The organism is Nonlabens xiamenensis, assembly GCF_003865345.1.
GTDB classification, from domain to species: Bacteria; Bacteroidota; Bacteroidia; order Flavobacteriales; family Flavobacteriaceae; genus Nonlabens; species Nonlabens xiamenensis.
Genome location: NZ_RMVE01000001.1, coordinates 44,170 through 69,839 on the forward strand (window position 1 = coordinate 44,170; position 25,670 = coordinate 69,839).

19 protein-coding genes, 1 tRNA gene and 1 pseudogene are annotated in these 25,670 nt (G+C 36.7%); 8 read left to right on the plus strand and 13 right to left on the minus strand.

The genetic code is table 11. The features are described from left to right. Window positions 1-10: 10 nt before the first annotated feature. Window positions 11-820, minus strand: coding sequence for a Cof-type HAD-IIB family hydrolase (locus EGM47_RS00275; protein ID WP_124978777.1), 810 nt, complete (start codon window positions 818-820; stop codon window positions 11-13). A gap of 537 nt (window positions 821-1,357) precedes the next feature. Between EGM47_RS00275 and EGM47_RS00280 the strand changes: the two genes are divergently transcribed. Together EGM47_RS00280 and EGM47_RS00285 are read left to right on the plus strand one after the other, a co-directional pair. Beyond that, window positions 1,358-1,431: transfer RNA gene (locus EGM47_RS00280), tRNA-Asp, on the plus strand. Window positions 1,432-1,783: 352 nt separating this feature from the next. Further along, on the plus strand, window positions 1,784-2,899 hold the full coding sequence (locus tag EGM47_RS00285; RefSeq protein ID WP_240642036.1) for a heparan-alpha-glucosaminide N-acetyltransferase domain-containing protein: 1,116 nt from the start codon (window positions 1,784-1,786) through the stop codon (window positions 2,897-2,899). 161 nt (window positions 2,900-3,060) lie between these two features. Here the strand turns inward: EGM47_RS00285 and EGM47_RS00290 are convergent, their stop codons facing one another. Next, window positions 3,061-3,684: a 2OG-Fe(II) oxygenase gene (locus EGM47_RS00290; protein WP_206052085.1), complete on the minus strand. Its 624-nt coding sequence runs from the start codon at window positions 3,682-3,684 to the stop codon at window positions 3,061-3,063. A 165-nt stretch (window positions 3,685-3,849) separates the two neighbouring features. Here EGM47_RS00290 and EGM47_RS00295 point away from each other — a divergent pair, with 165 nt between their 5' ends. Next, window positions 3,850-4,632, plus strand: coding sequence for an Fpg/Nei family DNA glycosylase (locus EGM47_RS00295; protein ID WP_124978779.1), 783 nt, complete (start codon window positions 3,850-3,852; stop codon window positions 4,630-4,632). 3 nt (window positions 4,633-4,635) lie between these two features. On the opposite strand, the gene EGM47_RS00300 is transcribed toward EGM47_RS00295, so the two are convergent. Then, complete coding sequence (locus EGM47_RS00300) at window positions 4,636-5,370, minus strand: hypothetical protein (RefSeq protein ID WP_164510792.1); 735 nt, start codon at window positions 5,368-5,370, stop codon at window positions 4,636-4,638. Window positions 5,371-6,047: 677 nt separating this feature from the next. Between EGM47_RS00300 and EGM47_RS00305 the strand changes: the two genes are divergently transcribed. The 5 genes and pseudogenes from EGM47_RS00305 to EGM47_RS00325 all read left to right on the plus strand — a co-directional run bounded on the left by EGM47_RS00305 (window position 6,048) and on the right by EGM47_RS00325 (window position 10,515). After that, window positions 6,048-8,096, plus strand: coding sequence for a T9SS type A sorting domain-containing protein (locus EGM47_RS00305; protein ID WP_124978781.1), 2,049 nt, complete (start codon window positions 6,048-6,050; stop codon window positions 8,094-8,096). Between the two features lie 327 nt (window positions 8,097-8,423). Next, window positions 8,424-8,609, plus strand: a complete 186-nt coding sequence (locus EGM47_RS00310) for a hypothetical protein (RefSeq protein WP_124978782.1) — start codon at window positions 8,424-8,426, stop codon at window positions 8,607-8,609. Window positions 8,610-8,980: 371 nt separating this feature from the next. Then, window positions 8,981-9,247 carry a transposase gene (locus EGM47_RS00315; RefSeq protein ID WP_124978783.1) on the plus strand — a complete coding sequence of 89 codons (267 nt, stop codon included), beginning with the start codon at window positions 8,981-8,983 and terminating at the stop codon, window positions 9,245-9,247. Window positions 9,248-9,300: 53 nt separating this feature from the next. Beyond that, window positions 9,301-10,107: pseudogene (locus EGM47_RS00320) on the plus strand (IS3 family transposase); the annotation flags it as partial. Between the two features lie 201 nt (window positions 10,108-10,308). Next, window positions 10,309-10,515, plus strand: a complete 207-nt coding sequence (locus EGM47_RS00325; protein WP_124978785.1) for a hypothetical protein — start codon at window positions 10,309-10,311, stop codon at window positions 10,513-10,515. 337 nt (window positions 10,516-10,852) lie between these two features. On the opposite strand, the gene EGM47_RS00330 is transcribed toward EGM47_RS00325, so the two are convergent. The 10 genes from EGM47_RS00330 to EGM47_RS16460 all read right to left on the minus strand — a co-directional run bounded on the left by EGM47_RS00330 (window position 10,853) and on the right by EGM47_RS16460 (window position 25,669). Then, the gene (locus EGM47_RS00330; RefSeq protein WP_124978786.1) at window positions 10,853-11,533 is read right to left on the minus strand and encodes a M48 family metallopeptidase; all 681 of its coding nucleotides are present in this window, start codon (window positions 11,531-11,533) and stop codon (window positions 10,853-10,855) included. A 1-nt stretch (window position 11,534) separates the two neighbouring features. Next, window positions 11,535-14,879, minus strand: coding sequence for a type I restriction endonuclease subunit R (locus EGM47_RS00335; RefSeq protein ID WP_124978787.1), 3,345 nt, complete (start codon window positions 14,877-14,879; stop codon window positions 11,535-11,537). Beyond that, window positions 14,879-18,532: an AAA family ATPase gene (locus tag EGM47_RS00340; RefSeq protein WP_124978788.1), complete on the minus strand. Its 3,654-nt coding sequence runs from the start codon at window positions 18,530-18,532 to the stop codon at window positions 14,879-14,881. Before EGM47_RS00340 ends, EGM47_RS00335 begins: the two co-directional genes overlap by 1 nt. Window positions 18,533-18,569: 37 nt before the next feature. Further along, window positions 18,570-18,830, minus strand: coding sequence for a VOC family protein (locus tag EGM47_RS00345; protein ID WP_124978789.1), 261 nt, complete (start codon window positions 18,828-18,830; stop codon window positions 18,570-18,572). A gap of 14 nt (window positions 18,831-18,844) precedes the next feature. After that, window positions 18,845-20,086: a restriction endonuclease subunit S gene (locus EGM47_RS00350; protein ID WP_124978790.1), complete on the minus strand. Its 1,242-nt coding sequence runs from the start codon at window positions 20,084-20,086 to the stop codon at window positions 18,845-18,847. Then, entirely contained in the window at window positions 20,076-22,667 is a 2,592-nt protein-coding gene (locus EGM47_RS00355) for a type I restriction-modification system subunit M (RefSeq protein ID WP_240642037.1), read from the minus strand. Before EGM47_RS00355 ends, EGM47_RS00350 begins: the two co-directional genes overlap by 11 nt. Window positions 22,668-22,713: 46 nt before the next feature. Continuing rightward, window positions 22,714-23,223 (minus strand): hypothetical protein, encoded by a 510-nt coding sequence (locus tag EGM47_RS00360; protein WP_124978791.1) that lies wholly within the window; start codon window positions 23,221-23,223, stop codon window positions 22,714-22,716. A 103-nt stretch (window positions 23,224-23,326) separates the two neighbouring features. Beyond that, window positions 23,327-23,491 carry a helix-turn-helix domain-containing protein gene (locus tag EGM47_RS16615; protein WP_124979635.1) on the minus strand — a complete coding sequence of 55 codons (165 nt, stop codon included), beginning with the start codon at window positions 23,489-23,491 and terminating at the stop codon, window positions 23,327-23,329. 142 nt (window positions 23,492-23,633) lie between these two features. Then, entirely contained in the window at window positions 23,634-24,995 is a 1,362-nt protein-coding gene (locus tag EGM47_RS00370) for a hypothetical protein (protein WP_124978792.1), read from the minus strand. A gap of 353 nt (window positions 24,996-25,348) precedes the next feature. Beyond that, window positions 25,349-25,669, minus strand: a complete 321-nt coding sequence (locus EGM47_RS16460) for a phospholipase D-like domain-containing protein (RefSeq protein WP_206052086.1) — start codon at window positions 25,667-25,669, stop codon at window positions 25,349-25,351. Window position 25,670: the final 1 nt, after the last annotated feature.

Here is a 25,670-nt window from a genome sequence, read left to right on the forward strand (position 1 = left end):
AGGTGTTTTTTTATATCTTCAGATGAGCGGATAACCAGGCTGCCACGCCATCTTTCTTGTGATGCCCGGTATGGTAACCAGCAGCCTCCAGTACTTCTTTTCTAGCGTTTTCTACCGCCACACCATAACCTACCGCAGCCAGCATTTCGGTATCATTGTAGTTATCCCCAAAAGCAGCTACTCCTGAAAGTTTTATTTGCGGGTAGTTGGCTTGGAGTAATTTTTCCAGTGCAACCTTTTTGGAAGTTCCTTTGGGAGTAATTTCAGTATAGGTATTTTTTGACCTGTAGAGATGAACTTTGTTACCAAGGATATGTTCCGCTTTCGCGAAAGCGACATCCATATCTTTTTCTTCACCCATGAACATCACCTTATGCGCACCTCCCTTTTCCTGGGTGTCTTTAAAATAAGACAAGGTCTCGTCTGTAGGTTGAACTTGTGGCGTCACACGTGTATTGTGTTCTTCACGCTTTGACCAATGATCCATCACAGGCACAAACCATTCTTGGTCCCGATAAATGGCCACATGAAGATGGGAGGACCTACCGATGTCGGCCAAGGCCTTTATCTCATCATAAGCGATACTGATTTCATAGAGTCGCTCATCCTGATGCAACACCAGGGCGCCGTTATAGCAAATCATAGGTGCACCTTGAATATCAAGCGCTTCTTGAAGGTAGTACATCGCTTGTGGCATACGCGCAGAAATAAGGATTTTGGGCAGGTCAACAGATTTAAATACAGAAGCCGTGCGTTCGGATATAAATCTGTTTTCGTCGAGTAGGGTTCCGTCAATATCTGTAGCAATAAGTTGTATCATGGGGTAAAGATAAGGCACAAAAAAACGCCCTCTTTGAGGACGTTTTTAGATAGTCTCTGTTTATAGGGTACCACAAACTTACTTTTCTACATTCAAACACCATTAGATTGGGAAGAAACGGATTTTGATTTCTATTGACTGTTACAATATAATTATCACCGACAACCATTGAATTATTGACCTGCAAAGCAGATTTTAAGTCAAAATCTAACGAAGTAAGGTAAGAACTCTGGTTCAGGTATTGCTCTAAGACAAATTCTTGAGATTCGCCTTTTTTTCAAGACTGTCAGATTCGCCAGCTTGAAAAATGACAACAAGATACAATGGTGGTTAAGATTCAGTTTTTCAGGACATTGGATTTTGATGGGTACTCAATTGTAATTGATTAAAGATAATATTGTTTATAGCGAATTGATAATTAGATGTTTATATATTTTTTACTACTTTTTTTTAAAATTCTAGCTTTGGAAAGAAAAAACCAATTATATTTGCATCCGCTAACGCAGAAACAGTGTAAGCGACGTTCTATAAGAACACGGTCTGGTAGTTCAGCTGGTTAGAATACCTGCCTGTCACGCAGGGGGTCGCGGGTTCGAGTCCCGTCCAGACCGCAAATTTCAACAAGTCGTTGAAATACAATTCAAGTTGTGTGTCTCCTAAAACAATTGGAGATGGAAGGTATCTAAATGATGCTTTTTGAGAAGCTTTTCCGATCAGGAGAGGCTTTTTTGTTTCACCAACATTTCGTCCACAATTGAACCTTTTCCCAAAGTTTGGACGCCTATTTCAAAGGTTTCAGTCCACAGGGGAGGATCCAACTAAAGACCCATCAAGCAATAAGGTTCAGATACACTTCGAGAGCGATGGACTGTTGAGTCTACGGTTTATGCGCTTAATCCTCTTTAAAAGCCGTTGAATCATATGTGTTAAGAAATCTTTAACGTAATTTTGCCGTAGAATAAAATGCAATTGGGACCTAACCGACTCTATTTTATTGACGCTGTCAGAGCTTTTGCCATCATCATGATGCTGCAAGGGCATTTTGTAGATACCCTCTTGGCAGAAGAATTCAGGGATCCTCAAAATTCTATTTTTCAGGTCTGGAAATATTTTAGGGGTATTACCGCTCCTACTTTTTTTACGATTTCTGGATTGATATTTACCTATTTATTAATGCGTTCCAAAAAAAATGGGACCAGCGCTAAAAGAATCAGAAAAGGTCTGTGGAGGGGTTTAATGCTGATAGGAATAGGATATGCCCTACGAGCACCTGTTTTTGACTGGCTCCAAGGTCAGTTCAGGGATTATTTCTTGATCGTTGATGTATTGCAATGCATAGGACTGAGTCTTCTGATCACCGTACTGATCTATATGTTGACGCTTAAGAAGTCGGCTGTTTTTTCTGTCATCATGATCTGCCTGGGCACCCTCATCTTTATCTGCGAGCCACTCTATAGATCGCTAGAAGTCTCCCATCTGCCCTTATTTTTGGCAAATTATCTGACCAAGAGCAATGGGTCTGTTTTTACGATTATCCCCTGGTTTGGGTATATGTCTTATGGAGCATTTATAGCCACCTTGTTTTATGGATTTTTGGAAAAAGATAGATTTAAACCCTTGTTAATCGGCGGACTCATCATCTCAGGCGGTCTACTAATTTTTTACTCCTCCTTTTTCTTCAACTGGATCTTTCTTCAATTCGACTGGCCACTTTTCAGGGATGTAGCTTTCTTTAATTATCTGTTTACCAGGCTGGGAAATGTATTGCTGTTGTTTGGCCTGTTTTATACGTTTGAAAGATTTATCAAACAAAGCCTTATCCTGAGGATTGGCCAAAAAACCTTGTCGATCTATGTGATTCATTTTGTCATCATCTATGGAAGCATCACTGGACTGGGACTACACCAATTGATTGGAAAGGTATTGACACCTTATGAAGCTGCCTGTGGTGCCATTATCTTCGTTTGCTTGGTTTGTACCCTCGCACTATACGGTATCCAAACCAATCAATTTGTCTATCAAAAATTGCGAACTTGGCTATTGGAAAGCGCAGATCAGGAAACAAACCTAGAGTCTTGAATGAAATGTCAGCAGTTTTGTTTTACCGCCCATCTGCAGCGAACTTCACTCGTGGACATCACCGGCTTGTACACCTCTAATAAGTTGAAATTTTAGGTGCTGAAGATTTCAACAAATTTGGATTAGTACGCTTTCGCGAAAGCGCAATAATAATCATCACCTCAACTATTCTTTAACCATCCTGCGATACTCATCCGACTGCGATCTACTGATGCATGCACTTCATGTTCCAATTGATCACTCCTAAAGAACAATACACGTCCAGCTTTTGGAAACAAACTGTCTACCCGGTGCTGATCGATAAACAAGGAAATCCGGCCGTCGTTTTCCGGCGCCCAATCTTCATTGAGGTACAACACAAAGGAAAACTTCCTGCCCTTGGCACTTTTGAATTGGTCCAAATGTCTTTTATAAAAACTGCCTGCTTCGTAACGGGCGTAGTGAAATTCAAAATCATTGATGGACGTGTAGCAAGTCTCGTTCAGGTATTTGATCAATCGTTGGATCTTTTCCATGAAGATCTGTTCAAAAGCCTGATCAGAATCAGGTTCAATCCACTTGATTACATCCCCACGAATAGCAGCATTTTTCTGATAATCAAAGTTTGCCCCAACCCCAGCTGGATGCATGGCTCCTGCCTGATAATGGTGAATCAATTGTTGTCGAAGACCGGCGACAACCTCTGGATGGAAAAAATCGTTACAATACCCGTATTGTTGATCCAACACTTGATGAATTAATCGCTCAAAGGACACATCATCCTGTTTTTCGGAAAGGGTTTTCATAGGCATTTAAACCGGTAGATTAATCCGGTAAATTAACTCGCTTTTCTCCGATTCTACAATAGTGGTTAAAGGAATTTACCCAGCTGAGGAAAGACATGGTCATCCATAGAAAAACAGCTTGAGCCATGAGCAAACCAGCATATAAATACTATCTTGTAAAGAAAAATGCCAGAATTACCCGAGGTCCACGGATACCAGCAATATGTCAATAGCACCATTCTCCACAAAGAAATTTTGGAAATGGAATGTAGAGACGAACGCCTATTAAAGCGTCCAATCAAAGCATTCAAGGAATTATTAATCGGTAATCAATTTACCGGAACACAGCGTATTGGAAAATATCTATTTTTAGAAACTTCCAATCAGACATCATTGGTCATGCATTTTGGAATGACCGGTAGGCCTAGTTATTACAAGGATGCCGCACAACGACCTAAATTTGGCCACATTGTTCTTTCCCTGGTCAATGATTTCCAATTTGCTTTTGAAAATAAACGCAAGTTTGGATGGTGGGATATTGCAGAAAATATTGAAGAATACCGCAAAGAACATGGACTAAGCAAAGATGCCCGATCACTTAGTCTGGAGGAGTTCCGTGAGAACCTATCCAACCGTAAAACTGACATCAAGAAGGTCATTATGGATCAAAGTGTTTGCGCTGGCGTGGGCAATTGGATGGCCGATGAGATATTGTTTCAAGCACAAGTTCATCCAGAAAAAAAATTAGCCGACATGGACGATCAGCAAGTCAGCAATGTGTACAAGGCCTTACAGGACGTGATTGAAACAGCGATTGATAATGACGCGCATTATGACGACTTCCCTAAGAATTATTTGATTCATCATAGAAAAGAAGGAGGTAGTTGCCCTCAAACTGGAGCGAGTATACAAAAAATAAAAGTGGGTGGACGATCCACCTATTTTAGCCCAGAATGGCAGAAAAAATAAAGCTTATCTGGCCTTATGGAGCCTGGTAATCACGTATCTTATGTCATAAATATCGGTAGAGGCAGTTGATACAACTTTAACCGTTCCACCATTTGTTTCCCAGGTATCCAGGGTATAAGCGTTAAAAGAACTCAGAAAAAAATGCTCTACCCCATTCCCTTTGCTCATTACAAAATCCCTAGGATAAATCTCTCCGACTGCACCACCTATATCCACAGAGACAGTTAAACGAGTTGTACCAGCTGTGTTGGGACGTGCTTTAAATTCAATTAGAATATTGATAAGATCACCATTGCGACCAGTAATGGTTTGTGTAGAAGCGTCATAGAGTGTAGGAACATCTATAGGCTTTTGAGCATCACGCACGGTGTTTGCATCGTTGGGCAAAGTCACTTTAGTAGCACCAACGATAAAAGGAGAGGCTGAAGTGTAGACACCGTCTGAATAATCTGCCCATCCCGTATAGTCATTTATTGAATTAGCGGCCACCATTTCCTGCCAGTTGGTGCCATCATGATAAATAAATGCGTTTAAATCTGTATCATAGACCATAAGACCTTGTGCCGGACTTGAAATGGCCGTTCGCTGAGCAGTGGTCATTCTTGGGATCAGCATTCCTCCTACCGTAGAATTAATATCCAGTATAGAGGAGGGGTCTGGGTCGTTGGTTCCAATTCCCACTTGGGACATTACTGAGGTAGATAAAAAAAGAAAAAATAGTATAAGAATTTGATTCATTTTCATTGCTAAGCCTTTCTTCTTTTAAGTTAGGCAAATATAGACGGATTTCACAGATTCAAAAGTTAAATAAGCATTTTAACCTAAACATTTTGTTTTTAATCGTTGTTTTATGCCGTGCGACTGGCGGGCAAAATGCTTTTTGGTAAAATTGTAGGAAAACGACTATTTTCCCACAATTATTATACCAACAGATTTACATGATATTATTCTGAAATTTGAAAAAGCATCTCACCATCAAGATAAATCCTCAACTACTGCTTGAGATCAAGCCTACTTTTACTATTTCAACATATTTCTCAATTAACTAAAATATTCCCCTTTGTTATGGTTCCCTGGCACGTATAAGGCTACAAACTTTTGCCTTGAAACAAGTTAGGTCTAGCCACTAAATAATGGCGAAAATCAATTTTTTTAGCTCTTAAAATGCATTCTCGGCAATTTTAAGTCTAAATATTACCACATCATCAATACATCGCAATGTTAAATTTTTACTGAGACAAAGATTTTATTCATCTGTTTTTCAGATGATTATATATTTTGACGGGTTGAATTTTTTTATAAGACACTACATTTTTCATCATTATTTTACTTTTGAGAAGGACCATTCAGCTCCTTACAACTTGATTTTAAATAGCTTAAACAAGCCATCATATCAACCCCTTTAAATACATACCATGAAACTATCTAAAATTTCTTTATCCGTATTGTCTTTAATGATGTTATTGACAGGGGCTTTAAACGCCCAAATTATTGAAGATTATGAAGGTCCATCGATGTATATGAACATCATGAAAAGTGGAAATTCTAACGATAATAGCAGCATATCTGTCGTAGCCAACCCGTCGAAAACAGGAATTAACACCAGTAATACCGTAAGTAGATTATTTAGAGATAAAGACGGTATTCCATGGTGCGGATTTTGGTCCAATCAAAACATCAATCTCGATACCAACAAATTCTTGCATGTTAAAGTCTTCAAATCAAGAAAGACACCGGTAAGAGTTAAATTAGAAGGTGGCCCTGCAGGTTCTGTAGAAATCCAAAGCATGAATCCACCAGCAAAAAGAAATGAATGGGAAGATCTTGTATTTGATTTCAGTGGTTTATATGGGACATATACTAGTATCAGCATCATGCCTGATTTTAGGGATCCTGTCCTCTTATCTAGGAATATCAATGTTTATATAGATGACATACAATTAACAAACAGTCCTGCTGCTCACACTTACGTCAATGAATTATTTAACAATAGTTATCGTCTCATTACAGAGGCAAGAAAATCTAACGGTATCTATATAGATGCAGTAGATGTGGGTAATGTGGGCGACAAACCAGCAAGTATCGTTGCTAACGGAATAGGATTGATATCCATGTGCATATCAGACGCCATGTATCAAAAAACCCAAGATGACGCAAATTGGGAGGCCAATGCAGCACAGCGAGTGATCAGCACAACCCAAAAGCTGATTGAATTCAAAAACAATGGCCGTACGAATGGCGCGGGTATGTTTCCCAGATATTTCAACTATCTCAACGGCGGTCCTGATGGCAATTGGTCTGGGGAATACAGCACTATGGACAACGGTATTTTCACCATGGCACTTTATATGACCAAACATTACTTTGCTAACAATCCGACCATTGTATCCAATGTAGATGCACTACTAACCGGTGTGGATTATACCAAAGCGATCGGGCCAAACAATCAAATCGCCATGGTGCTGGATCAATCTGGTAATAATGGTACCGTCTTCACCGTACCATACAACGAATATATGTTGGTATCCTGGTTAGCCTTGCACACCCCTACCACGAATCAAACCGACCAGCAACGCGCCTTAAATTTCTGGAACACCTATTTTGCCAATCCGGTGACAGCACCTGTCCCACATCCTAATTATTGGGGTTTTGAAACCTTATCAGATACTAGCGGCGTATACGTTTCCTCCTTTATCCCTCAATTTTGCTACTACTTCGTCAACGCTTTTAAGTTCAATGCAGATTACATGAACTATTTTAACAATTGGAAGGAAGCTGACAAAAAATTTGCTGTGGATACAGGAGCTAGCAATACCTATGAATGGGGGCTGGGTGCAGGAGAAGTACCCGGCGGCGGATATTCAGCAGACAAGATTCTGGTTAATCCAGATAATATAGTTTCACCCCATATCATCGGTGGTTATTTGCCTGTTAATCCTGGTAGTTCTAATGACCTGTTGAATTTATATAACAATGGTGCTGGGCCTTCTGTCTACAGTATTCCCAGCAATCCGGCTAAAAAGGTACTCTGGAGATACAAGAGAAATAATCCAGGACAACGTGCCAATTACATCCAGGTCGTTGATTATTCGACAATGCTGTTCGGATTGGCAAGTTTACCAGAGCATTTAGGAGAATATTGGTTCTCTTCCTACAACGGGATCACCGCTGCTAGCGCGCCTAAAAACGCCTTTCAAAATGTTTTAAATAATTCTGAAACACCGCTAGAAATCAAAGCCTATCCCAACCCATTTACCTATGATATAACTGTTCATACTGGCACTACAAATAAAGCTGATCGCTTGATTAGGGTATTGGACATCAATGGCCTTGAAGTTTTCAAAATAGTAACAAAAAAAGAAGTAGAACGCCTCATTTTACCTGAGCGCTTGCCCTCTGGAATGTATTTTCTAGAAGTGAATGTTGCTGGCAAAAAATCTACTTCCAAAATCCTAAAAAACTAAGCTTTTATTTTAAGAAGGATCTATTGAATGTAGTGCTAGTGGACACGAGCCTCATCCTGTTTTCGCTTTCGCGAAGGCGAAGATCTACTCATTCTCCAGGGACTACAGTCAATATTCATACATCAATTGAATTATACAGTGAATGCGAACTTCAGCTTAGATTGCTGGCTTACCAAATTCCTTGATCTTAACTTGATGCATGGCTTCGATGTGGATCTAGCTTAGAAAATCAGATCTAGCACTAAAGTGGGTAAATGTTTTTCTATTCATCTCAAGCGATGGGTATTGATTTGTTGTCGTTTTTTTGGGCTACCCATTTTATAAGCTTTGCAGTTTTTACAAGACAAGGAACTGGCCAAAAGTCCGATCGTTTATTGGACATCAAGAGATCATCGAGACAACAAGACCAGATTTGGTATTGCGGACAGTGAAAAACAGGCCAAAGCCATACTAAAAAAAATGCTGCAACACCGGAAACCTTGGCGAAAGCCAATTGAAGTCACTAAAGGATAAGTGTTGACTTGAACATTAACCAGTAACCTACGGTTTGAAAATCGTAGGTTATTTGTCATCATCATTAGTCTACATGAAGAAGATCATTTGCTTAAAAACGAAAATGTGATGAATTTAAAAGGCGTTTTTGACTTTAACAAAAACGAAGAACGAGAACAAGGGAAATCTACTTGACTTTGATATAGCATAAGGGTCTGTGGATGGTGTCGTGGCTGGAGAAGGAAGCCATTCACTATAGTATCTACATAAAAGCAGCCTGCCGAGCATCTTTAAAGTTCAGTAAAATTATAGATATGATATATCTGAAGACTTACCTTTTTTGAAGGCTTCCCTGTTTTTCATACAGTTTAAAAATCAATTAATTTTAAATTATGAAGAAAAGCAGATTTAACGAGGCACAGATAGTATCTATGCTTCAACAGTACGATTCAGGAATGAAGGTCACGGACATTTGTCGAGACAAAGGCATAACCACAGCTACATTTTATAGTTGGAAGCGTAAGTACGCGGGTATGGATGCTCAGCAACTCAAAGAGCTTAAGTCTTTACAAGAAGAAAATCGACGATTAAAGCAGATGTATGCGGATTTGAGTTTAGATCACAGGATTCTTAAAGATATTATCGAAAAAAAGCTCTAAAGCCCTGTGAGCGCAAAGAGCTTGCTCAAACGGTTGTAGAAGAGGAAGATCTTAGTATTCAGAGATCTTGTGCTATTGTTAGTTTGAGTCGGTCTATGTGGCATTACAAGTCTATCAAGGACGACAGTGAGGTTATAGACAAGCTCATAGAGATGAGCGAGATCAAGCCCAATCGAGGATTTGACTACTACTATCACCGCATACGCAAACAGGGCTTTATATGGAACAGAAAACGAGTGTTGAGGATTTATAGATTACTGGGATTGACATTACGCAGGAAGAGCCGTAAAAGACTTCCTGCTCGTATTAAAACACCTTTGGAACAACCAGCGCAACCTAGAGAAGTATGGAGTATGGATTTTATGTCCGATAGCTTAACCACGGGACGACGGTTCAGGGTATTGAATATTATAGATGATTATAACCGACAAGCGTTATGCACGACATCCGAGTTTTCAATGCCATCCATTCGTGTGGTAGCACACTTAAAACAAGCGATAGAAATATATGGTAAACCTTTAGAGATACGAGTAGACAACGGCCCTGAGTTTCTATCTCGACTATTTGTTCAATTCTGTGAAAGTGAGTCCATCCACATCAAGTATATCCAGCCTGGAAAACCATCGCAGAACGGATATGTAGAACGATTCAATAAAACATATAGAGAGGATGTACTAGACGCTTACCTGTTCAGAAACTTAGAAGAAGCTAGGGCTCAATCAGAGGCGTTCAGGGAAGATTATAACGAAAATCACCCTCATGAATCGTTAGGAAGGAAAAGCCCAAACGAATTATTAGACGATTTTCTCAAAGGGGCTAGCCCCTTTGAGAAACATTTTGTTAATTTATGCACTGTGTGAAAAAAGGTAAGTCTTCAAAACATTAGATGGATATTTTGACGAAAAAAGCACAAATACACCAATCGCTAGTTGGGACAATACAAACTGGCTAGAAAACACTAATTCAGATCTATCCAATCAAAACTCCACATCTATTATAAATAATCAGAATACATTTGATCTTGACGATATACTTAACGATCCAGACTGCCCATTTTAATCATGGAAATAAACGAAGCTATAAAGATCTGTCTCTTCAACGGTATAAAAGTATATCCTCAATTTGACGGACAATCGTTTGTAATTGCGATTGAAGAAAAAACCAAGCCAATCAAATTAAGTAAAAAGCATTACACATCAAAGAGCATTAATTATGCAGTTGCTTTTACTTACATTTTTATTGCAAGAAAAATCAAAGCGAAAATTTAGTTTAACTAGTAGTTACCATTAATGCAACCTCTGGTTATCACAGCAGGTTTACATACTCGCCATTATAGTTTGTAATACAGATAAAACCCATAACCAACCGCAGGTTAAGAACACACAAACCTTTATAAACCCTTGGCATCATGCATATTGACTCATTAAAGCGTGCTAGACACCTTATAAATAACCATAGGTTTTTTATGGGGAATGAAATTAAAAATGATGAAATAGAACAACAACCTAAGGTTATTTTGAACAGTATCAACCAATAGTTATTTGTTCTTAAAGTTTCAATTTTATAATTTGTAAATTTAAATACGCTTTCGCGAAAGCGAATTAATTACAAATCCATTCCAGCCCCATGAATTTTTAACCAATTAATTTGCTCATCATAATTAGGAAGAATTTTATCTACTTCATTCCAAAACGCCTGAGTATGATTATTATGAATAAGATGGGCTAACTCATGGACTACCATATAGTGAAGCACATCAATTGGAGCCATGGCACATTTCCAATGAAAATTCACATTACCACTTGGTGTGCATGAAGCCCAGCGATTTTGTAATTCCATTACTTTGATTTGTTGTGGTTCAACTCCTAGTTGTTCTTTATATCTTTCAATAATAGGATGAATTCTACTGTTCAGTTTTTCCTTGTAAAATTGAATGAATAGTTCTTTTGCCTTAGGTTGATCCTTTTTACCTAAATAAAAAGTATTTCTAAAAAACCTTATACTTCCCAGACTCTCTTCTACTATTTTTAACCGATAGTTTCTACCTAGATATAAAAATGACTGACCGTTAACATACTCACGTTCCACCGCTTTTTCATTTAACTGTGTCCACTCAGCAAGATTTTTGAAGATTTGATATTCCTTAGCTTTTAAAATATCTTTAATTTCTTTGTCATCAAGTTTGACTGGCACACGTGCAGAGACTGAGCCATCTCGTTCTATAAAGATACTAACCGTTTTACGCTCGCTTTTTTGAATAGCGATGTCAATTCCAGATACAATCATTTTACATAATTAAATCTTGATGTCTACGTTTTGCCAAATTCATTATCTCCACACTTAACTTAGAGTGTAGTTGCATTACCCTATCAATTCCAGAGAAGTCTAACAAATCATCTATTTCTCCTTGTAATTTACGTATTTCAGCTGCTCTACCTTTCCAGAAATTAGGCTTGCTTATAGTTTTTTGCAACAGTTGTACTAATTCGATCGCGAGTTTCTTTAATGCTTCTTTATCAGCATCGTCTAATTCTTCTTCATTAAAAGCACTAAAGACGATGAAATCATAAAACGGTAGTTCCTGTTCATTAAGACCTTCCTCTTGATTATGTCCTTTTCTACCCTTTTCTAAATCACTTCTAACTTTTTCAAATTCTTCAACGATCGCATCCCAGTTACCTTGATAGCGTTCTAAGATTTCTTCCATACGTTGTAAAAAGCGTTTATACAGAGCTGGATCTTTATTAATATTTACTTTTATATGACGTCTAATCGCGTGTTCCATTTCAGAAGCCTTTGATTTTGAATTTTTACCTAGCTTATTTACTTCTTTGACGAAGTCCTTAGAAAGCAAACTGACAGGATCTACACGACTGTCAATACCTAATGTCTCAAGGTGCTGATCTATCATTTTACGAATCTTAGGCTTTGCCCATTTTAAATCCATGCTTGGATCTTTATAGCGGTTTTTAATTCGCACCATCAAGTAACCAAGGCGTTTCGCAGGTACATAATATTTTCTTCCAACTTGCGAATTAAACAGCAGATCTAAACTATCAAAAAAGGCTTTTATATATGTATCAAATTGTGCTCTAAATGGAACAGACGCTGCCAATTCTATACAGTCTTCTGCCAATTGAAACTCGGCATCTTTATCTGTAAAGCGCTGCTGTACAAATTTTTCAAAGTCATTTATTCCATTATCTGTAAATAATTGGATCATGCGATTATATCTCGCCTCAAGAACTGGTATTTCTTTATTGATATCTCTAAAATATTCAAGGAGCTCTTGAATATCTTCTTCATCTTCAGCACCCCAAATGTTTAAAGCATCTTTTAAATGGTTAGAAACACCAAAATAATCTACCAGAATTCCGTGTGTTTTATTCTTTTTAGTTCGATTTACTCTTGCTATTGCTTGTAAAAGATCATGCTCTCTGATGCTTTTATCTAAATACATTACTTGAGCAATAGGAGCGTCAAAGCCTGTCAACAATTTATCGCAAACACACAAGAATGCTACTCCAGTTTCTGGTTTTAGGTAATTACCTTCTTCGTTTTTACTGTAATCAAAATCTTTTTTGAAATTGTCTACTGCCTTGATCTCCTTAGCATTTTTTCTAGCCTGACTTATAAATCCTTGCTCGTTATTATCCTGCTTGGTAACGATAGTACCAATCTTTATAAATTCAATTTTTTCAATCAAATCTAGATCTGGATTGGCTTTTTCTTTCTCTAAACTGGCACGCTCTTTTAGCGCTTCCTCAATCAAATATTGATAACGTGCCGCAGCTACTATAGAGCTACCTACTACCATGGCTTTAAAACCATTAGGTAAAATATCATCTACATAATGATTCACAAGGTTTTTAGCAATCTTACGAAGTCTATCCATATGTTCCAGATAAGCCTTCATCGTACCGTAACGTTTCTGGATTTCTTCTTTTTCTTCTTTACTCTGTCTTTTGAATACGTCTTCAAAATCTGCATCAAAGGCCTCTTTTGATTTTATTCTATCATTTGAGGTTTTACCGATATAAATGATATCTAGCGTAGCACGATCATCTACTGCTTCTCGAATCTTATAAGTGTCAATAAATTCACCTGTACCGCCAAATCGCTGATGAGTTTTTTGCTTATGCCTATCTGTTAATAATGGTGTTCCTGTAAAGGCAATTTTAGTAGCATTAGGAAAAGCTGTAAACAAATTATCTCCCATATCTCCACCTTGAGTTCTGTGAGCTTCATCAATTAAGATTACGATTCGGTCAGAAGTATTTACAACATCAAAAGGTTTAAATTCAGGAACTTTTCCTTCTTCAACATAGGCTTTCATTAAAGCCTTAGAATGCTTTAATTCTTCTTGAACAAACTTATGTACCATCACCATATTCAAGTTGGATGCTATACCACTTAATTTTGGTACTAATTCTTTACGAGAACCTACAATATTTGCTTCTTTAAATTCATTTGTCAACCGTGCCGTGGCAGAGAGTTGTTTCTCAAGATCCTTACGATCAACCATCATGATTACCTTGTAATCCTTAAGATCATTCTGTGAGCGCAACTTGCGGACAAAGAACACCATGGTTAAAGACTTACCAGATCCTTGCGTATGCCATACAACGCCTGAACGAGTGCTAGGTGTGTCCTCAAGACGCATTCTACGCAATATTTTTCCAACTGCTCGATACTGCTGGTAGCGACATACCACTTTAATAACTACACCTTCCTTTATTTCCATGAATAAAGTAAAGTGTTGCAGAATGTCTAATAAAATTTCCTTATTTAAAACACCTTTTATCAGCACTTCTTGACGGACACTAGGATCATTTTGCAAACCGTTATTACGATATCTGGCTTCTTCTTCTGCAGCGTAGTTTTGTAAATCAATATTTCTATATTCTTCTGGGAAGATATCCTTCCAATTGAGATAATACTCAAAATCACCTGATATAGAACCTATACGCGCCTCTTCTCCATGTGTTGCAATACTGAATAGGTTATAATGGAACAAACGTTCCTCACCTTCTTTAATTCCAAAATCATCTTCCCTTGTATTTGCATAACGCATGATTTGATCTACCGCGCTAGAGATTGGGTCTGCTATTTCTACTTCTTTGCACTCAACTACGCAAAATGGTAGCCCGTTTACAAAAAGCACGATATCTGGAATAAGACCTTCACGAGGACCACCTGGCGTAACTACCCTAAACTGATTGATAGCTACAAACTCATTATTATCCCAATTTTTAAAATCTATGAGTTTGACTAATGGATTCTCTTCACCAGTCACTTCATTTTTTGCAACTGTAGTTTTGGTTACACCTATTAATTTTTCAAAGACCTGTTTATTTGCCTCAAGTAATGAGAGGTTAGCTTTTTCAGTTGCTATAGTCTCAAGATAAATATCCTCTAGTTGTTTATCTGTGAGCCAGGCTACACCATCTACTACATTTATTTTTTTAACTGCTTTTATGAACTCTTGCTTGAGTGTTACTTCTTTAAAACTAGTACGCAAACTAATGGCAGGATCCTGTGGAATACCAAAGCTACCTTGATCAATTACATGCCAGTTTAAATCTCTTAACTTGTTTAAAAAAGGTTTTTCAACGTTATTGTATTCGCCCATTATATTAAGTCGTATATTTTATTAATAACTCTTTCAATTGCCATTGAATCAATACCATCCTTTTCACTTTCTGTTGTTATAAAAAAATTCTCATTCATAACAAAGCCGTTATCCTCATAGAATTTCTTTTTCTTTTCCCAATCTGCTTTATAACTAGGAATGGATAACATTCCCAAATGCTCCAAAATTATTAGTTCACCAGCAGCATCAATAAAAGAAAAATCAGGAATTCTTTTTTGACCTGCATCAGACTGAAACTCACGTTCGTACTGAAATTCAATTCCTTTCTCTAATAGCATATTGGCAATTATCACCTCTGATTTACTTCTTACGATTAGACCTTCTTTCTTCGTTTTATGAATTAATCCTTCAGCCCAAGGAATAGAACTTTTTACATCTCTTAATGATGTCACAAAAATGTTTGTATTTCGTTTTGCTGTAGATGAAAATTGGGGTTTTGATAGATTAAATATCCAATGTGGGCTGTCTCCTTCCATAAAAAGAACTAACTGCTTTTTTGAACGTGTTAATGCAGTGTATATCAATTCTCTTGATATGATACGACCTGTTTTAGGTATCACCAAAAATACCTTGTCAAAATCACTTCCTTGGCTTTTATGAATTGTAATGGCATATGCTAATTCAATACTAGAATCATCAGACTCACTACTACCCTGTGATTTATATCCAAAAGTTGAGTCAGGATTTTCTCCTGCAAAAACCACATTTGCAAATCCCTTTGCTGTATGCTTTATTATACCCAATTGTCCATTAGATAATTGAATTTTTTCGCCAGAAGGATAAGCTTCTCGCCATTCATTTTGATTTTGAATAATCTTATCATAATTTCCTAATTGATAATCTCCAATTTTAACGGATTTATATCCTTTTCTAAATTGTTGTTGAAATTGTCTATTTAAATTATGAGATCCCCAAAAAGGACCTTTTACTGGTGTTAATAGTTGGAACTGTTCAATCTTAGTTGTATCTATATTACTATTATCTATTCCTAAAAATTTATTAAGTCCTACATAATCTTCGGCATGTTCTAAATCTAATTCTTTTTCTAATACCACATTTAACGTATTTTTTAACTCTGTTTCATCATTCCAGCAATGAACCTGAAGGTCATTAAGAGTATCATTGTCACCAATTCTATCAAAAATCTCATCTGCATTTTTGGATGGCTTTATTCCTGAAAACCAAGACGCCAATGTTAATGAATCAGAGTTTGCTCCAGCAACTGTTCTTACTACTTCATTTAAACGCGCCAAACATTGTGTTGCCTTATAATTAGAGTCTGATTCTTCCAATGTTTCTAGATATGAGCAAAAATCTGCAAATGGTTTTCCTGCTCCAATTGGTGGTAATTGGAATGGATCTCCAACTAAAATTATTCGTTTCACATGAGCTAAATCTAAGGATTGAAATAACGCATATAAATCATCTTCAGTAAGCATAGAACATTCGTCAATAATTACGTTTCGTTTTCCTTGGTACTTATCTTCACCAGGGAACCTCGGCTTCATTCTATTCCAATCAAATCGCTTTTGCTGATTTAGAAACTGTGCAATGGTATAAGCCTTGGAATTTGCCATTTTACCTAATTTAACACGTGCTTTACCTGTAGGCGCTAACAAGAGAACGCCATCTTTTGAAAAATCTTTACACCCAAAAAGCGCACCCATTACCGTTGTTTTTCCTGTTCCTGCGGGACCGTGTAAAACTGAAATTTTTCGATTTGTTATTTTGATTAATGCTTTTACTTGATCTTCAAGAGCTGCTTTATGTCTTTCATTTTCTGGATTGAATTTTATGCCTGAGTCCGAAATAGTTTTTATTATTAATTTCTCCCATGATTCATTAAGACTTGGCAACTCTTTTTTAGCTCTTGCTAGTAATACCTTCCTAAAAAACCTTTCTGCATTATAATAATGTTCTAATTGTAAGCCACTAATTTCTGAAGTTTCAATAAGACTTAATTTATTATTTATAAAATCTATATTAGATTTTAAATACTGCTCTGGTATAGCCGTAGAACGCTCTAATTTTAAATTGTTTATAGCTTCAGTCAATTCTTCAAAAGACATTAAAGTGTCACCATTTAATGCTGCTTCTTTAAGTATTTGGACCAATATAGCTCGCATTCTTCTTGGGTCAAGTGGCGATTCTACTAGTTGTGGTATTTTAGGTTCAAATTCACCTTGAATTGCTTTATCTAAAAACAAAGCATTATCAATAGTTTCTACTGCAATTGGATATTGGTTTTTATCTCCATCATCTTCTTCTGCAATACGGTAAGGATTTTCTAAAAGCTCTTTATTACTAACGTCATAACCATTTCGTTTTCTTAATGTGTTATCAAACCAAGTTTCAATTTGTTTTTCCGTTAATTCAAACCTAGATAACAGTTGTAGTAGATTTTTTCTTTCGCTGGATTCGTTTATCCATACATCTCTGATATGAGGTAAATTATTAGAATATGTTGTCCTGCCTAGATTTAATTGACCAAATAACAAATCTTCCCAAGCATCCCAAGGGTTGTCTTTTGGACCTATTATTTTTTTCTCGCGTAAATCGGCTTCTAGAGAATGTCCATGTTCAAATTTAAAAGCAAGTAAGGCTTGTGCAAAACTTGGAAATGGCCCCATGCTTTCTTTGACCAAACCTAACTGACTATCAATCCATAATAAATTATTATCCCATTGACCTTTAGCTATACCATGCGATTTTATACGCTCTACAACAGTACGCAACTTACCCAATATGGTGAGCACTGTGCTATTGTTTACCCAAGCACTACCATAGGAGAACTCGTCCATGAGTTCTTTCCTACTGGCTGTTTCGCTTAATGTTAATTTAATTTCATCTATTAAATCTGCTTTTGTTTTTTTACCTTCTTCGGTTTTTAAAATAAAATCTTCTGGCAATGCAATGTAATCGTGATAAGGCAACAAAATACCTTCGCTATCTGCCTGACCTGGCCTAATACCATGGGTAATTAATCTATCCCATAATGGATAAGTGTAATCTGCAGTAGATTGATACGTTAGTACTGGTGACACTTTATTAATTGAACCTATTCCTGCAATTAGTCTACGACTATCTTCATCTAACGGATTGGCTCCTTTTACATAAAAAATGGCAATCGACTTTTTTGCTTTAATAGGTTTAAAAAATGTATCCAATAAAACATTTTGTGTATTCCTATCATATACCCATGCAGAATGAAAAGGTGGTCTTTCACCATTTGGTATTTCCGGATAACTTTTTTGCAGATCTCTTTGGTTTTTTAATAACATCCACCAAAAAGGTACAGCAAAAGTACTATACGGTGGCACATCAATAATTGTTGGTTCTAATACCTGATGTGGAATTTTATTCTTCTTCTTACCACTGTAAGGATGCTTGAATCGTCTTTTGTAAGCTCTTTCAGCCATAAATGCACCACCTTCTGCTTTACATGGAGGTAAGCTGTCTGGACTTAAATTACTCCATGACTCTCCGCTAATTTTAGATTCTTCCGCTTCGTTTTTCTCTGCATAGATTCTAGGTAAGTTAAGACAAAAAGCATTTTTACCTGGTTGATTACAAACACTACCGTTCCATTTATTGTCGTGCCATGCTACTCGTATTGATAAGTGTTTGTTCATTTGCTAACTATTTTATTTTAATTACCTATTCTATATTCTACTCCCATGCATGACTTCCATCTCGTGATGTAAAACTTACTGCAATAGCGTGATGCACTGAGTTATCTATTTTTTCCCATGCTTTGTAAGCAGAAGACACAGACCTGCCTATACCTAAATTACTATCTTCTGAATACGGCATACCTTTTTCTTTAAGAATAGCTTTTAAAGAGTCAAAACTAATTTGAATGTTCTGAGACTGCAATGCCACTGCTAGTTTACCCATAAAATCGTAGGCTTGATTATGTGTAGTTTTCATATTTGTTTTTTAAATTAATCTTCTTCATCCACAACAACCCCAACCCTACCAGTCAACAAATCCTGCATCAATCCTGCTTTGAGTTGCTGGTATTTCCCTAAAGTCTGTTGCTCGGTTTGGATTTTTGATTCAATAGGTTTTATGGTTTGAATAATTCTATTTTGCTCATCGATTTGAGGCTTCAAAACCTGCAATTGATGTAGTCTACTTCCTTTTATACCTTTTACAGTGCTTCCAGTTGATTCTGCTTCTAATTCCTTTTGGAAATATTCAGACATCATAGAGTGTTTTAAAAAATCATTCAACATTTCATTCTCAAGACATCTGTATTTAATTACTCGCTGTGCTAGAGCCAAGCCTTCAATATCAATTTGAGCAATATTACCTAAAGGTGCTTCTGTTGTTATTAACACATCACCTTTTTCTGGTATTCCCCTAGACATTGTTGCTTTGTAAGATGAATGAAGAATGTATTCTTTAGAGATTTCATAATCTATATATCCAAACTTTATATTTTTAGCTGTAACTAAGAAAATTCCTTTATCAGATTTTGGTGGTGTTTTCCCTCTATAATCTACATAGCTAGTAATATTTTCTAAAGTTTCTAATTCCCATTCCCTAGGGATCAATCCCAAAGCACTTTCTTTATACAACTCTGGTGCGTCTTGTGGTGATGGGCGCAGTTTGCCTGTGTAGATGTCGATACCGCGTGTGAATAGATCGTGCATTAAACCTTGTTTAATGGCCTCATATTTGGCAATGGCGGTCTCGGTTTGTTCTATGACTTCATCTACCGTAGATAGGATCTGGGCAATCTTTTTTTGTTGTGGTAGTGGTGGAAGATTAACTTTGAACTTTTCGAGACTTTTCCTTGTGACATGCTTCATTGTTGAGCCTTGAGACTCATCAGCTAGTTTGCTCAAATTAAAGTCAATTAGATAAGCAACGTAGTACCTATCAAATCCTTTCTTTTCATCTACTTTAAACAGATGTTGATTTAAGACCGCCTTTCCTCCTTTCCATACGACTACTTTCAAAGTTGCACTCCAAGAAAAAATTACATCACCAGTATTAATTTCATTTTTCTTAGCAAAATTACCTTGATAAAAATCCCAATTAGCAGTTTCAGGTCTAGTTATTTGTTCGATTCTAATTATTGGAACTCCTTCTTTTTTCCAGTGAATGGGTTTAAACGCCATTCCATTATGGAAGTCCGCAATATCAGTAAGAAAATAATCTTTCCAATTATCCTTCATATCCCAATTCCGTTAAAAAGTTATTCAATTGGTTAGCGGCTTTGGTTCTACGGTCTAGAATGCTGACTAGGGTGTTTTGATATTTGGTATAGCGTGATTCTAACTCGGTAATTAAAGCGCGTTCATAGCGGTTTACATAATCCATTACGGTATCGTGCAAGGTGGCTTTAAAACGTGTAAGTATTAAATCTTTGGCTTCTTCTGGCGTGATTTTTTCTCGTGCTTTTTCTACCAGGTCTTCCTTTTTGGCTTTGATCTCAGTGATGGTCGCCTTGCAGGTTTTGAGTTCGGCAGTTAATTCATTGTGTCGTGCCAGTCGCTGGTTGAGTTGTGCGGCTTGGGTTTCTGTTTGTTTTAATTGAAGCTGGTATTGGTTACGCTTTCGCGAAAGCGGAATGACCACATCATCACTGCTCCCATCTTTCTCATGTGCCTTGATACGTATGCCTAGATCTTTTATCTCTTTCTTATGCTGGCGTATGCTGGTGTTGTACTCTTTAATACTGGCTTTTAATTCTTTGAGTACTTCTTTAGGGAATACCTCATATTCCTCTTCATCAAAGGCGTCTTCTTCCAGCTCATTGACTTCGTTAAACATGGTGTCCAGCTCGTCACGTCTAGCCTCGTTATTTGCTAGTTCTTCCAGAACGTCTGGAAACTGTGATTGTAGAATATCATCTGCAGGGATCAAGTCTGCATTCCAGCCACTGGCAGCAATGGACTTTAAATCGGTCTCGAGACTGTTCCAATAGGTAGCAAAAGCGCCTCTACTTTTATGTAGATCGAGAATACCCAGCGCGCTAAAATTACTCGCAATGCTGTGCGAGAAGTCACGATACAGTTCAAAGACATTTTGCTGCACAGGCAGTGCTTCTAGTTTAGGCACATTTGCCGTCCACCAGTCGTTAACGCCTGCGGTGTATTGTTCTCTTTTAAGAATGACATCATCATGGTTCAACACTAGGTTCTTAAGATCTTCTTTTGAGCTTACCGCATCTGTAAAAGCATCATAACCTTCTTTAGGTGATTTATGAAGTAGGGCCGTTCTTAAATGTAGGTAGTTATCCCAGTAGGACTGTAGCTCATCTACCTCTACCGTAGGAATACCTCCGTGCAAGTGTGCATTTACATCTTGCGGTTGTGCTGGTGGGCTGTTATCTACATACCTGCGTATGTTGAAATTATAATCTTCTTTTTCTAAGCCTTCTTTAGTAATCAATCGCGAGTAACCATCTAGCTCTTCTTTGCTTTTATAGATGTAACTGATCTTTGCGATGTCCTCTGGACGTAGTTTGTTCTGGTTTTTGCCTTCTTTATATTCACGGTCTGCATTTATAAACAAGACATTATCGCGTTGTGCCGCTCCTTTTTTGTTAATGATCAATACAGAGGCAGGAATACCTGTACCGTAAAACAGTCCCGATGGCAACCCTACTACGGCTTCTAGATAACCACGATCTACGAGCCATGCTCTCATGTTTTTTTCTTCGCTTCCGCGAAAAAGTACACCATGGGGCATCACGACCGCCATACGACCATTATCTTTTAGAACAGAAACCATGTGCTGGACAAACATGAAGTCTGCCTTTTTCTTTTTAGGCATCCAGTGATGAAAGCGATCGCGATAGTTTTTAATGTCGCTATAATTTGCCGAAAATGGTGGATTTGCTATCACGATGTCAAAGCGTTTTAGCTCTCCATTCTCTACATGCAAAGGGTTTGCTATCGTATCACCTTGTAGGATCTCTGCATCAAAAATATCATGAAACAGCATGTTCATTTTACACAAGGACCATGTGGTACCACTTAATTCCTGACCAGCAAAACTTAATCGCGAGGCATCGCCATAACGTGCCTGCACATAATTCTTATTCTCGATCAACATACCACCAGATCCACAAGTAGGATCATAGATAGAAGATTCTTCTCCAGGTTCTAGCAGGTTAACCAGTAGTTTAACTACCTCGTTAGGAGTGTAAAACTCACCACCTTTTTTACCAGCGCTATCTGCAAAATATTTGATTAAGTATTCATAAGCCGTACCTAAAAGATCCGGGAATTCAAATCGTTTATCAGTAAGTGTTACCTTATCAAAATGCGTGATGAACTCGATGAGCTTTTCATCACTTAATGCGTTTTTGTTCTTACCTATGGTGCGGTTAAAGTTCACATTAGTAAGTACACCAGAGAGCTTATCTGGGTTTTCTTCTTCAAGTGCTTCCAGCGCTTTATTTAAATGATCACCTACGTCTTTTTTAAGGTGTAGGATACCATCATTAATTTCTTGACCGTTCTCGTTAGTGGTCTTATAGTTCCATCGTGCGCGAGCTGGTACGTAATACTGGTATGCGTTTGCACGTTCTAGTGCTTCTTTTATTTTAGCTTCTGGTAAACCTTTGGTTTGTAGTTCCTTTAATCGTGCAGCGCGATCTTCTTCAAACTTATCGCTCAATCGTTTTAAGAATAACATTCCAAAAATGTATTCTTTAAACTCTGAGGCATCCATATTACCTCTTAATATATCGCAGGCATCCATCAGGAAGCCTTCTAGCCAAGATAGGGTTAGTTTTTTGTGGGTCATTAGGTTTTTTAGTTTCTTTTATTGTGGTGGTTTATTGATCTTATGATCAAAGATTATCAACCTTGTTTTTCAAATGAGTAAATAAGCCGTAATAGGAATCAAATTGTCCCTTTTGCTTGATCAGAATAGAATTGATAATAGGTACATTAAAATAATAGACCATTCCGTTTTCCCATGCTTTCCAAACTTCATCAGGTATTCGATATTTACGCCTCCATAAATATTCTTCTGCACAGAGATTGAAGTATCTAATAATTAATTCCTCATCATCGTCAGAAATTTTCACAGTATTATTCTCATGTTTTTCTACTATGTCATCTAATTGATTTCTAAACTCAGTATCATACTTTTTATTAAAGTCAGTAAACAATTCTTGAAACATTCTATCATCTTGAATCTTAGACTGCATGAAAGCAATGGAAAGTGAAATACCTGTTGCAATGGTTGCTGCAAAAACCTCAATTCTGTCAGACCAGTAATAAAGTCCTATTCCTAAAGTAAGGAATAAGGTATTTATAAGAATGACATCTTTGTTTTTACTTATTTTATGGAGCATATGGTTGGTTATGTAATCAGGTCAATTAAGATCATATTTTCAAGGCAACAAGCTAATTAAAAACATAGATCTTTCTTACGGATTCCCTCAATTTAATGTGGAGTTATCTTTTATATTTTAATGATTTCACTTCGGACAAAGCATTATCGATAGAAGCCGTTTCAATTAATTTTCTATTTCCAACTTTGCGAGCTTTAATTATGCCACGTTTTATATAGCTGCGTACGGTTTGAGTTGACACCTTTAATCTCTTGGCAGCTTTCTGGATAGTTGTATAAGTTTCCTTTGATTTTTCTAACTCCTTTTCTTAAAAATAGGCTTCGATTCCTTTTCTAACGGAAGTTTCTATTAGTTCTTGAAGCTCTTCTTTGGTGGTGATGATTAGGTTCATGGAATAACGATTACTCTAACTATATTTTTAGGAAATTTGGCAAAAATTGTATTCCTATTAAAGTTTTACCGTCTGACAGCGAGTCCTGCGAACTAAATGGTTTAAAAGTAAAAGCTATTCGGATAGAGTTACTTATGGTAACACCAGATGATATGGTTCCAAAATCAAAATAGTCTTCATCTACTGCTAGGTTGGTGCGAAATTCGTTGGAACCTCCATATAACCCATATCGAATATGTATGTAAAAATTGAATTCTTTATTGTCGCTCGTAAGACTAGCAAAAACATTCCCTGTTCCTGAATACATACCACTTGTTGTATCAACATCATCAGAAAACTCGCTAATTTCCAGAGATCCTCGCAGTCCTAAATATGTATAAAATGTGAATCTATTAGTACTAAAATATCCTATAGGAAGCTCTGCACTCAAATATGTATTTCCTCCTCCTGTAATAAGCCTCTGTATGCTTTCTTGATTAGCTTTTAAATCCATTGTGGTGTCTTGGGTTTCCGCGTTGGATTCATTTTGATTGCTAATTACAGTTCCAAAATTCAGCTTTAATGGGCCCATGAAAGCAGTTGCCAACTCCGTATCGACAATTGAACCTTCATTATTGAATTGCAAGGTAGCTTCATTTGCTAGATATATTCTTTCATTTTCTTTTGAATAAATTCTTTGCATCCACCTGCTTATTGGCTCATCATTCAAACCAATAAAAAATTCATTGTAATTATCCTCCTTGGCTTCAGTAAATTTTCCTTCTAATTCATCCCTATCCTTTTTAAGACTTGCTACATATGCTTTAAGACGTTGCGCCTCGAAATTCCTATTTGAATTTTCTAAAGCAACTACAGCGGTTTCTTTCTCATTTATTTCACGATCCAATTGTTTGATTTTATTAGAAAATATGAATAAATTTTCTTTTACAGCTGGTAGTTCTCCAACAATTAAATTTTCATTTAGAAATTCATCAAGCTCCATATTCTCAAAATTCGTAGATCCGATGACCACGTGCTCTCCGTCTATTGCTATTTGGACTTCATTTTTGATTAATCGGTATAGCTTTTCCTTTTCTGGATCCCAATTGAAACTAGGTGTAATTGCTGTGGAATCAGTTTTAAACTCAGTTGATGTTTTACTTACTATTACGCTTGAAGTGACATTTGAATAAATCTTATCCTTTAAAAATTTGTCAAACTCTAGCTTTTTAACTTTCCACGTATTTGTTGAATCGATAGCAAAATCAGGTAGTCCAGACTGTTTTTGAGTTTGAAAACTATACTCGTAATTTCGGAAACCTTTTTCTTTGATGCTAGGATATTGTGAAAACGCTAGTTGAAAACTGAATAAAATTAATAAATGGCTAATTTTGAATTTCATAACTGATGATTTGGTTGACTACAAAAGTAACAAAATCCTTACTTTACAGGAATACCCTTGAATGGGTATTATTACTTCAATTTTTCTAAAATCCAAATAACTAATAAATTCGTTTACAAATCTCAAGTAAAGTACTTACCAAAATTTCGTGGTAAATAGCTGCTAACTCACGCTAGTGTTTAGAGAGTTCTTTTTACACTTTTCGTATGCAATACTAATAGTTATTAATTATCTATTTTTATATAATTAACTTTTGACCTTATAAAATCTCTAACAAGAAACATCAAGCAAATCGTAACTTTATCAAACCTGCGTTTCTTTTAGGTTCACGTAATTCTTCAAGTCTTTGTAGGTTATAAATTTATATTATAAGAATTAAGAACGTGTTCCCACTTCAAGTCCACTTTCTTTGGAATCAAAATACTTTCTTCATTCGCTATTTTTTGTCCTTTTTCTTTGTTAAATGATAGGAAATTAAAACTACCTTGGATATAATAATCATTGTCTTTTATAATCAGCTTCCTGTGTGTTCCCGTCATTTTATAGTTTCCTTGTTCTTCAAAATGAGTTGGTAAATGCATTAAATGGAAATTCTTTTGGTATTTGCTTTTTAGATTTCGCAGTTTTTCAATTGTTCCGTAATGATGTTCATCATTACTTTCAATTCCATACAAT

Bases quoted from the DNA above. Each gene is read 5' to 3' on its own strand.
- EGM47_RS00325 (WP_124978785.1), top strand. From the start codon at position 10,309: ATGGAAATAAACGAAGCTATAAAGATCTGTCTCTTCAACGGTATAAAA.
- EGM47_RS00275 (WP_124978777.1), bottom strand. From the start codon at position 820: ATGATACAACTTATTGCTACAGATATTGACGGAACCCTACTCGACGAA.
- EGM47_RS00330 (WP_124978786.1), bottom strand. From the start codon at position 11,533: ATGATTGTATCTGGAATTGACATCGCTATTCAAAAAAGCGAGCGTAAA.
- EGM47_RS00360 (WP_124978791.1), bottom strand. From the start codon at position 23,223: ATGCTCCATAAAATAAGTAAAAACAAAGATGTCATTCTTATAAATACC.
- EGM47_RS00340 (WP_124978788.1), bottom strand. From the start codon at position 18,532: ATGAACAAACACTTATCAATACGAGTAGCATGGCACGACAATAAATGG.
- EGM47_RS00350 (WP_124978790.1), bottom strand. From the start codon at position 20,086: ATGAAGGATAATTGGAAAGATTATTTTCTTACTGATATTGCGGACTTC.
- EGM47_RS00285 (WP_240642036.1), top strand. From the start codon at position 1,784: ATGCAATTGGGACCTAACCGACTCTATTTTATTGACGCTGTCAGAGCT.
- EGM47_RS00295 (WP_124978779.1), top strand. From the start codon at position 3,850: ATGCCAGAATTACCCGAGGTCCACGGATACCAGCAATATGTCAATAGC.
- EGM47_RS00355 (WP_240642037.1), bottom strand. From the start codon at position 22,667: ATGACCCACAAAAAACTAACCCTATCTTGGCTAGAAGGCTTCCTGATG.
- EGM47_RS00345 (WP_124978789.1), bottom strand. From the start codon at position 18,830: ATGAAAACTACACATAATCAAGCCTACGATTTTATGGGTAAACTAGCA.
- EGM47_RS00300 (WP_164510792.1), bottom strand. From the start codon at position 5,370: ATGAATCAAATTCTTATACTATTTTTTCTTTTTTTATCTACCTCAGTA.
- EGM47_RS00370 (WP_124978792.1), bottom strand. From the start codon at position 24,995: ATGAAATTCAAAATTAGCCATTTATTAATTTTATTCAGTTTTCAACTA.
- EGM47_RS00305 (WP_124978781.1), top strand. From the start codon at position 6,048: ATGAAACTATCTAAAATTTCTTTATCCGTATTGTCTTTAATGATGTTA.
- EGM47_RS00290 (WP_206052085.1), bottom strand. From the start codon at position 3,684: ATGAAAACCCTTTCCGAAAAACAGGATGATGTGTCCTTTGAGCGATTA.
- EGM47_RS00315 (WP_124978783.1), top strand. From the start codon at position 8,981: ATGAAGAAAAGCAGATTTAACGAGGCACAGATAGTATCTATGCTTCAA.
- EGM47_RS00335 (WP_124978787.1), bottom strand. From the start codon at position 14,879: ATGGGCGAATACAATAACGTTGAAAAACCTTTTTTAAACAAGTTAAGA.